This window comes from Cedecea neteri NBRC 105707 = ATCC 33855, from assembly GCF_001571265.1.
GTDB classification, from domain to species: Bacteria; Pseudomonadota; Gammaproteobacteria; order Enterobacterales; family Enterobacteriaceae; genus Cedecea; species Cedecea neteri.
Window position 1 is genome coordinate 1 of sequence record NZ_BCTL01000091.1, and the last position, 6,953, is coordinate 6,953.

6 protein-coding genes and 1 tRNA gene are annotated in these 6,953 nt (G+C 51.9%); 2 read left to right on the forward strand and 5 right to left on the reverse strand.

Annotated features, from left to right (window positions below; translation table 11 throughout):
- Positions 1-101: 101 nt before the first annotated feature.
- The 5 genes from CNE01S_RS23535 to folD form a co-directional block, all read right to left on the reverse strand.
- Positions 102-1,094 (reverse strand): lysozyme inhibitor LprI family protein, encoded by a 993-nt coding sequence (locus tag CNE01S_RS23535; RefSeq protein WP_061279053.1) that lies wholly within the window; start codon positions 1,092-1,094, stop codon positions 102-104.
- A 177-nt stretch (positions 1,095-1,271) separates the two neighbouring features.
- The gene (gene malI, locus CNE01S_RS23540; RefSeq protein ID WP_061279055.1) at positions 1,272-2,288 is read right to left on the reverse strand and encodes a Mal regulon transcriptional regulator MalI; all 1,017 of its coding nucleotides are present in this window, start codon (positions 2,286-2,288) and stop codon (positions 1,272-1,274) included.
- A 70-nt stretch (positions 2,289-2,358) separates the two neighbouring features.
- Entirely contained in the window at positions 2,359-3,858 is a 1,500-nt protein-coding gene (locus CNE01S_RS23545; protein WP_061279057.1) for a PTS transporter subunit EIIC, read from the reverse strand.
- 296 nt (positions 3,859-4,154) lie between these two features.
- Positions 4,155-4,367 carry a ribosome-associated protein YbcJ gene (gene ybcJ, locus CNE01S_RS23550; protein WP_038474910.1) on the reverse strand — a complete coding sequence of 71 codons (213 nt, stop codon included), beginning with the start codon at positions 4,365-4,367 and terminating at the stop codon, positions 4,155-4,157.
- A 2-nt stretch (positions 4,368-4,369) separates the two neighbouring features.
- Positions 4,370-5,236: a bifunctional methylenetetrahydrofolate dehydrogenase/methenyltetrahydrofolate cyclohydrolase FolD gene (folD, locus tag CNE01S_RS23555; protein WP_061279059.1), complete on the reverse strand. Its 867-nt coding sequence runs from the start codon at positions 5,234-5,236 to the stop codon at positions 4,370-4,372.
- Between the two features lie 196 nt (positions 5,237-5,432).
- Between folD and CNE01S_RS23560 the strand changes: the two genes are divergently transcribed.
- Together CNE01S_RS23560 and CNE01S_RS23565 are read left to right on the forward strand one after the other, a co-directional pair.
- Positions 5,433-5,509, forward strand: a tRNA-Arg gene (locus tag CNE01S_RS23560).
- Positions 5,510-5,684: 175 nt separating this feature from the next.
- Positions 5,685-6,896, forward strand: a complete 1,212-nt coding sequence (locus CNE01S_RS23565; protein ID WP_061279061.1) for a tyrosine-type recombinase/integrase — start codon at positions 5,685-5,687, stop codon at positions 6,894-6,896.
- Positions 6,897-6,953 lie beyond the last annotated feature (57 nt).

Here is a 6,953-nt window from a genome sequence, read left to right on the forward strand (position 1 = left end):
CGTTCACCGGTGCGATGGCTACATGTAGATATAGATTTGTGGTGAACGGAACCTTAGTCGCACTCTAATAGTATTGATTTGAAACTAAGAGAGAATGACTGCTACTTATCTAAAAATCGCAACTTCCACCCCTGGATCGTGCGCGGCAGAGGGTCCGCCTCATTTCCCTTTGAGCTGTAAAATTTCGCGTCCTGGCCACCTTTTTTACCCGGTGACGTGCGTGCCGCCCACATTTTACCTTCCGGTGTATACATGATAATCGCCGTGTGGCGGTTTGCTTCGCCACGCACCCACATGGCAATCACCTTCGCACCAATGTTGTCGATATCGTCCTGGTAGATGTAGACATTCGCAGCATCAACGAAGTTTTGGTAGTCATCTCCCACCATCTCTCTGAAGCGGTGGTCGGTTTCGGCATCCGGAAATATACCGATGGACAGCAACGTAGCTTTCGGACGTGGATCCTTTGCGCTTTTAATATAGCGCCCGTCAATAAAAACGCCCGTCGGCATAGACAAGTTACAGCCCCACTGCGCGTTGGAATGAACCTGGATGGCACCATCCTGCCGCGGGATAAGCAGCAGCTTACAATTGCTGGTGTTCTGCACTTTTTCCACAACCGCAATGCCGTAGATTTTCCGGGCTTCTGCCGTGAAGTCGTCGCGGTTCACGCCTGCCCAGGCCAGAATATCAAGGGTAAATGACCATTCTGCATTGCGGCTAAAAGTTAATCTTCCGCCGCTGCGGTTGGCTGCCCCCGTGTTCCACCATGTGCCCTCCCAGTCGAAGTCCTCATTTACAACAGAAATTCGGCTAATACCTTCGTAATAGGCACGCTCTATACAGCCGTCTGAGGTACAGCTCTCAAGAGATTTTTCCCACTCCAGATAGTCTTTATGCACCTGAGGGCCATTATTCTTCACCAGCATAGTGCGATATATGGCATCCATCGTGCTGTCGAGCCAGTGCAGGGTGTCATTATTGCAGATGGTGTTTTCCAGTGGCCTGGCCGCACGCTGGCAATCAACGGCCATCGCGTTTCCGGTATAAAAACCCAGTAATAATAATAAGGAGAAAAGAATGCGCTTGAGCATATTTAAGAGAAAAATCTGAAATAGAAGTGGCTATTCTGACCAGAACACATGCGCTTTGCAATCGCAGGCTGATTTCATGGTTAATTGAAATAAAAATGAAAATGATGCGTTAATAATATGCCATTAATCCGAGAAGGACTAATAACATAATAATTCGGGAAAAGACGTTGTTTTCCGTTATGCAGATTCGCGCGGAACCAGTTCGCCGGAGATAATAATCCGTTGGGCAGGAAGTGCCGGCTGTTTGATTTTGCTGACGATTAGCGAGGCTGCCTGCCGCCCGGTCTCTTCGCTGGATGCGGAGACATAGGTAAAGCTCGGCGAGGTCAGGTTAATGTACATCATATCTTCAAAGCCGATCAGCGAGACCTGCTGCGTTAAGAAAACGTCTTTCCCGACGGTGCGGCCAACCTGCTGAATGCCGGTAATAGCGCCGATGATCGCCGCCGGAGAATGACACAGCATGGCGGTAATCTGGTTGCTCTTTTCCAGCATCAGGCGCGTGGCAAAAGCCGAAGCCGATGTGTCATCTGCACATTCCGGCGCCCACTCTTCTCTGAACGGCAGGCCGTACTGCTGCAGGGCACTGCGGTAACCGGACAGCCGTTCGGCGCGGATCAGGCAACTTTTTGAGCCGCCCAGCCAGGCAATATTGCGGTGGCCACGTTCAATGAGAAAGCGTGTGGCCTGGTTACCGGCCTGGCGATTATCCCGCCCAATCACATCGCGCGTGCTGGTAATGGTTGATTCAGAGATGACCACCGTCGGCAGCGGGCAATCGGTAATGGCCTGGGGAACCTCAGCGGAGTGGCTGTCTGCGGCCAGATAAATCACCCCGGCGACGCCCTGCTGGCTAAACGACGTCAGGCAGTTACGCAGTTGCTGTTCTCCGTCACGCGGCTGGCCGAGAAAGACCATATAACCCTGTTTTTCTAACTGTTGGACAACGCTTGCGGTGACGTTGACGGAGAAAGAGTTGTTAAAGTCACGAATAATCAGGCCGATCAGGTTAGAGGTGCTGGAGCGAAGGTTGGCGGCGGCAACGTTATGCACGTAGCCCAGTACCTTGATAGCGGCATTGACCTTATCAATGGTCGCCTCAGAAATTTTGCCCTTCTGGCGAAGAACCAGAGACACCGTCGAGACCGAGACTCCCGCCAGCTCAGCGACATCAATGATGTTGACCTTTTTCATTCCACCCCTGCAACCACACATCCATAAATTTCAGCCCCCTGAAACATACAGGAGGCCGAAAGGTATTACATTATTTACCGATCATCGTCGACATTGTCTGTGCAATAAATTGCGCTCTGGCACCGAATATTACCTGAATGCCCGAATCGCCGACAAACACCACGCCGCGGGCGCCCAGGCTGTTCAGGCCGTCTTTGTCGACCCTCGAGCTGTCGTCCACTTCGAGGCGCAGGCGGGTAATGCAGGAGCCTACAGAATTGATATTTGGCGCTCCCCCCAACAGGCCGATGATATCGCCCGCCAGTTCAGTGTCGGTTTTGTCTCCCGCGTTGGCGGTGACTTCGGTGCGGCCCGGCGTTTTCACGTCAAAACGGCGAATCACGAAGCGGAAGGTGAAGTAGTAAATCAGCGCCATCGGCACGCCGACCACGACCGCCATCAGGAAGTTAGTCTGGTAGCCGTTGAAGGACGGCAAGATACCAAAGGAGATGTAGTCGATCATCCCGGCAGAGAACGATTTAGCAATATGGGCATGCAGCAGGTACATACACATATAAGACAGACCGGCCATCACCGCGTTGAACACGTACAGGATCGGGGCAACGAAGATAAAGGTGAACTCTACCGGCTCGGTGATCCCGGTGAGGAAGCAGGTTAGCGCCGCAGAGAACAGGATGCCGGAGGCAATTTTCTTATTCTTGGTATTGGCCTCGTGGTACATCGCCAGACAGGCCGCAGGCAGCGCGAACAGCATCAGCGGGAACTCACCCTGCATGAATTTACCGGCGTTTTGGTAACTGTCGCTGCTGAAGGACTTCACACCTTCTTCCAGCATTTTGAACCAAATCGTCTGGTCGCCGTGGATAACCTGCCCGGTGTGGGTGGTGTATTCCCCGAAGGAGTACCAGAAAGACGGATACCAGATGTGGTGCAGGCCCAGCGGGATAAGCGCGCGTTCGACCAGACCAAAGATAAAGGTCGACGCGGCCTGATTATCGCCGTTAACCACCACGGACAGAGCATCGATGCCGGACTGGATGTACGACCATACCCACGGCAGCACCATCCCCAGCAGGAAGGACAGAAACGCCGTCGCGATGGCGACAAAACGCTTGCCGGAGAAGAAGCCCAGGAATTCAGGCAATTGCATAGTGTGGAACTTGTTGTAGCACCATGCCGCCAGAATACCGGAGATAAGCCCGCCAAAAACGCCCATTTGCAGCGTCGGAATGCCCACCACCATCGCGTACTTACCGCCCGCAGAGGCCATTTCCGGCGTAATGTGCATCACGGTGCCAATGGTGATGTTAATGATAAACACCGACACCGCCGCAGACAGCGCGGCAATACCTGACTCGGCGGCCAGGCCAACGGCAGAACCGATGGCAAACAGCATGGGCAGGTTATCGAAGATAACTCCGCCCGCATTCATCATCAGCGGTAAGTGAAACTTATCGCCGAACGCCAGCAGTAAACCAGCGGCGGGCAGCAGAGAGATAGGCAGCATTAAGGCGCGGCCAATCATGGAAAGCTTTGATAACGATTTAACAACACTGGACAACAGACTCATGGACGTTTCCCCCGGTGCAGACGCAGTAACCGCGTTTTGTCTATTTACGCGTTTTTATGGTAGGTAGAACGTTCTAGTAGAACGTTCTACCTAGAGTGCCGAAACGGTTTTTGCCCCGCAACTGAATTCTGCGCTGTTGCCATATTGTTATCGAATATTTGAAGTGACGCAGGTTTTTAAGCCTGGTATTAATGGGGTTTAATGCCTGAAGAATGAAGGACTCATTCAACTCTCCCGCAGGGGCAGCAAGGAGAGTTGATCCCGGCCCTTTCCGCTCAGGACAGGGCCGGACGAGCTTAAGGCTGAACGGTAATGCTCAGGCTTTCGAAGGTTACGGTCTGGCCCGCAACGATTTTGCAGCGCTTGCGGGTTTCAACTTCACCGTCCACCTTCACGAGGCCTTCGGCAATCACCGCTTTTGCCTGAGCGCCGCTTTCGCACCAGCCTTCCAGCTTGAGCAAGTCGCACAGTTCAACGTGGGGGTGTTTACCTAATGAGAAGGTCGCCATTATTACTCTCCATCGACATCATGATATTCCTCGCAGGCCTGCAAGGTATTCTGAATTAGGGTGGCCACCGTCATTGGGCCAACGCCACCCGGAACCGGCGTAATATACGAGGCTTTGGCGGCGGCTTCATCATAAATTACGTCGCCGACCACTTTCCCACTTTCAAGGCGGTTAATACCGACGTCAACCACGATAGCGCCTTCTTTAATCCACTCGCCCGGAATAAAGCCCGGTTTTCCTACCGCCACAATCACCAGGTCGGCGTTCTCAACGTGCTGACGGAGGTTTTTGGTGAAGCGGTGCGTCACGGTGGTGGTGCAGCCGGCCAGCAGCAGCTCCATGCTCATCGGGCGGCCCACGATGTTGGACGCGCCAATGATCACCGCATTCAGGCCGTAGGTGTCGATGTTGTAACGCTCAAGCAGCGTCACGATGCCGCGTGGCGTGCACGGGCGCAGGCGCGGCGCGCGCTGGCACAGACGACCAATGTTGTACGGATGGAAACCGTCTACGTCTTTATCCGGGTCGATACGCTCGAGAACTTTGACGTTATCAATCCCGGCAGGCAGAGGCAGCTGTACCAGAATGCCGTCAATCTCGGCGTCGGCGTTCAGGTCATCGATCAGCCCTAACAGCTCCGCTTCGCTGGTGGTTTCGGGCAAATCGTAAGAGCGGGAAACGAAACCAACCTCTTCGCAGGCTTTACGTTTGTTTGCGACATAAATCTGGGATGCTGGGTTCGCTCCCACCAATACAACGGCCAGACCAGGGGCACGTTTTCCTGCGGCAATTCGGGCTTTTACTTTTTCAGCAACTTCAAGCCGTACCTGCTGCGCAATCGTTTTACCGTCAATAATCTTTGCTGCCATCAGAGAGAGAATTCCATCTGTAAACTAAAAGGAAGGGGGTTGCTGCTATTTTGTCAGATGCGCGGCCCGCTGTCAGGCACTGATGTGGGTTTATGCTCAATTGTCGCGCAGGTGGTTGAAAAGCCATTGACTCAAGAGGTGCTGACCGTATAATCCACCCCGCATCAAGCCGTAATGTTTTTCTGCATTACTCAGTGCGCCCTTAGCTCAGCTGGATAGAGCAACGGCCTTCTAAGCCGTAGGTCACAGGTTCGAACCCTGTAGGGCGTACCATTTCGAAGTCAACACACCTCTACTGAATTCGCTTTTTATCCTTTATACTCCCTGAAATTACTGAATTTTTCTGTCACGAGCTCTATCGAGGTCAACTCAGTTGTACCCAAATCAAGTGGTATCTGGGGGCCTTTGAGGGGGCTCATCTCGTTCAATGGAAATTAGGGGCCCCTTTATGCCACTAAATGCACGACAGATTGATACTGCAAAACCCAAAGAAAAAGAATACAAACTCACTGATGGCGGTGGCCTGTATCTGTTAGTAAAGCCTAACGGTGCGAAGTACTGGCGTTTGAAGTATCGTTTTTTGGGTAAAGAAAAAAAGCTCTCTATTGGTGTTTATCCTGATATCTCTTTGGCTGATGCTCGCTTGAAGCGAGAAGAAGCTCGTAAAGTGATCGCTTTAGGTGGGGATCCTGGAGAAGAAAAGAAAGCAGAAAAATTGGCTCAAAAGGCCAATGTCGAAAATACCTTCAAGGCTATCGCCCTGGAATGGCATGAGTACAAGCGGCCTAACTGGTCGAAAGGCTATGCCGAAGATCTGATGGAAGCATTCGAGAACGACATCTTTCCTGATATTGGTAAGCGTCCCATTGCTGAGATCAAACCACTCGAAGTGCTCAGTTCGCTGCGTAAACTTGAAAAGCGGGGTGTGCTCGATAAGCTGCGTAAAATCCGTCAGGCCTGCAATCAGGTATTCCGCTATGCCATCGTCACCGGCAGAGCTGAAACAAACCCTGCCTCTGAACTGGCAAGTGCTTTAACTGCACCTAAATCCACCCATTATCCCCATCTGTTAGCTGATGAACTCCCTGATTTCTTACAGGCTCTTGCCGCGTACTCTGGTAGCCCGATTACTCGACTGGCTACTCGTATTCTGATGTTGACCGGAGTTCGCACCGTCGAACTCCGCCAGGCTGAATGGAAAGAGTTTGATTTCGATAAACGTATTTGGGAAGTTCCGGTCGAAAGGATGAAGATGCGTCGTCCGCACCTGGTCCCTCTATCCGATCAAGTTGTGGCAGCACTGCGAGAGATCCAGGCAGTGACGGGCCGTTACAACCTGGTTTTCCCAGGCCGTAACGACATTACGAAACCGATGAGTGAAGCGAGTATCAACCAGGTACTGAAAAGGATTGGTTATCATGGGAAGGCTACGGGGCACGGTTTCAGGCATACGATGAGTACGATCTTGCACGAAAAGGGCTATAACACGGCGTGGATCGAGTTACAGCTTGCACATGTTGATAAGAACACTATCCGTGGTACTTACAACCATGCTCAATACCTAGAACAGCGTAGGGAGATGTTACAGTGGTATGCAACCTATATTGACTCTTTAGCAAACGGGACTGTGATGCAAGGAGTGTTTGATAAAACAGCGTGAAATCCCAATTGATTATTTACTTACTAAATAACCATTAACGATAAAATTACCTATAAA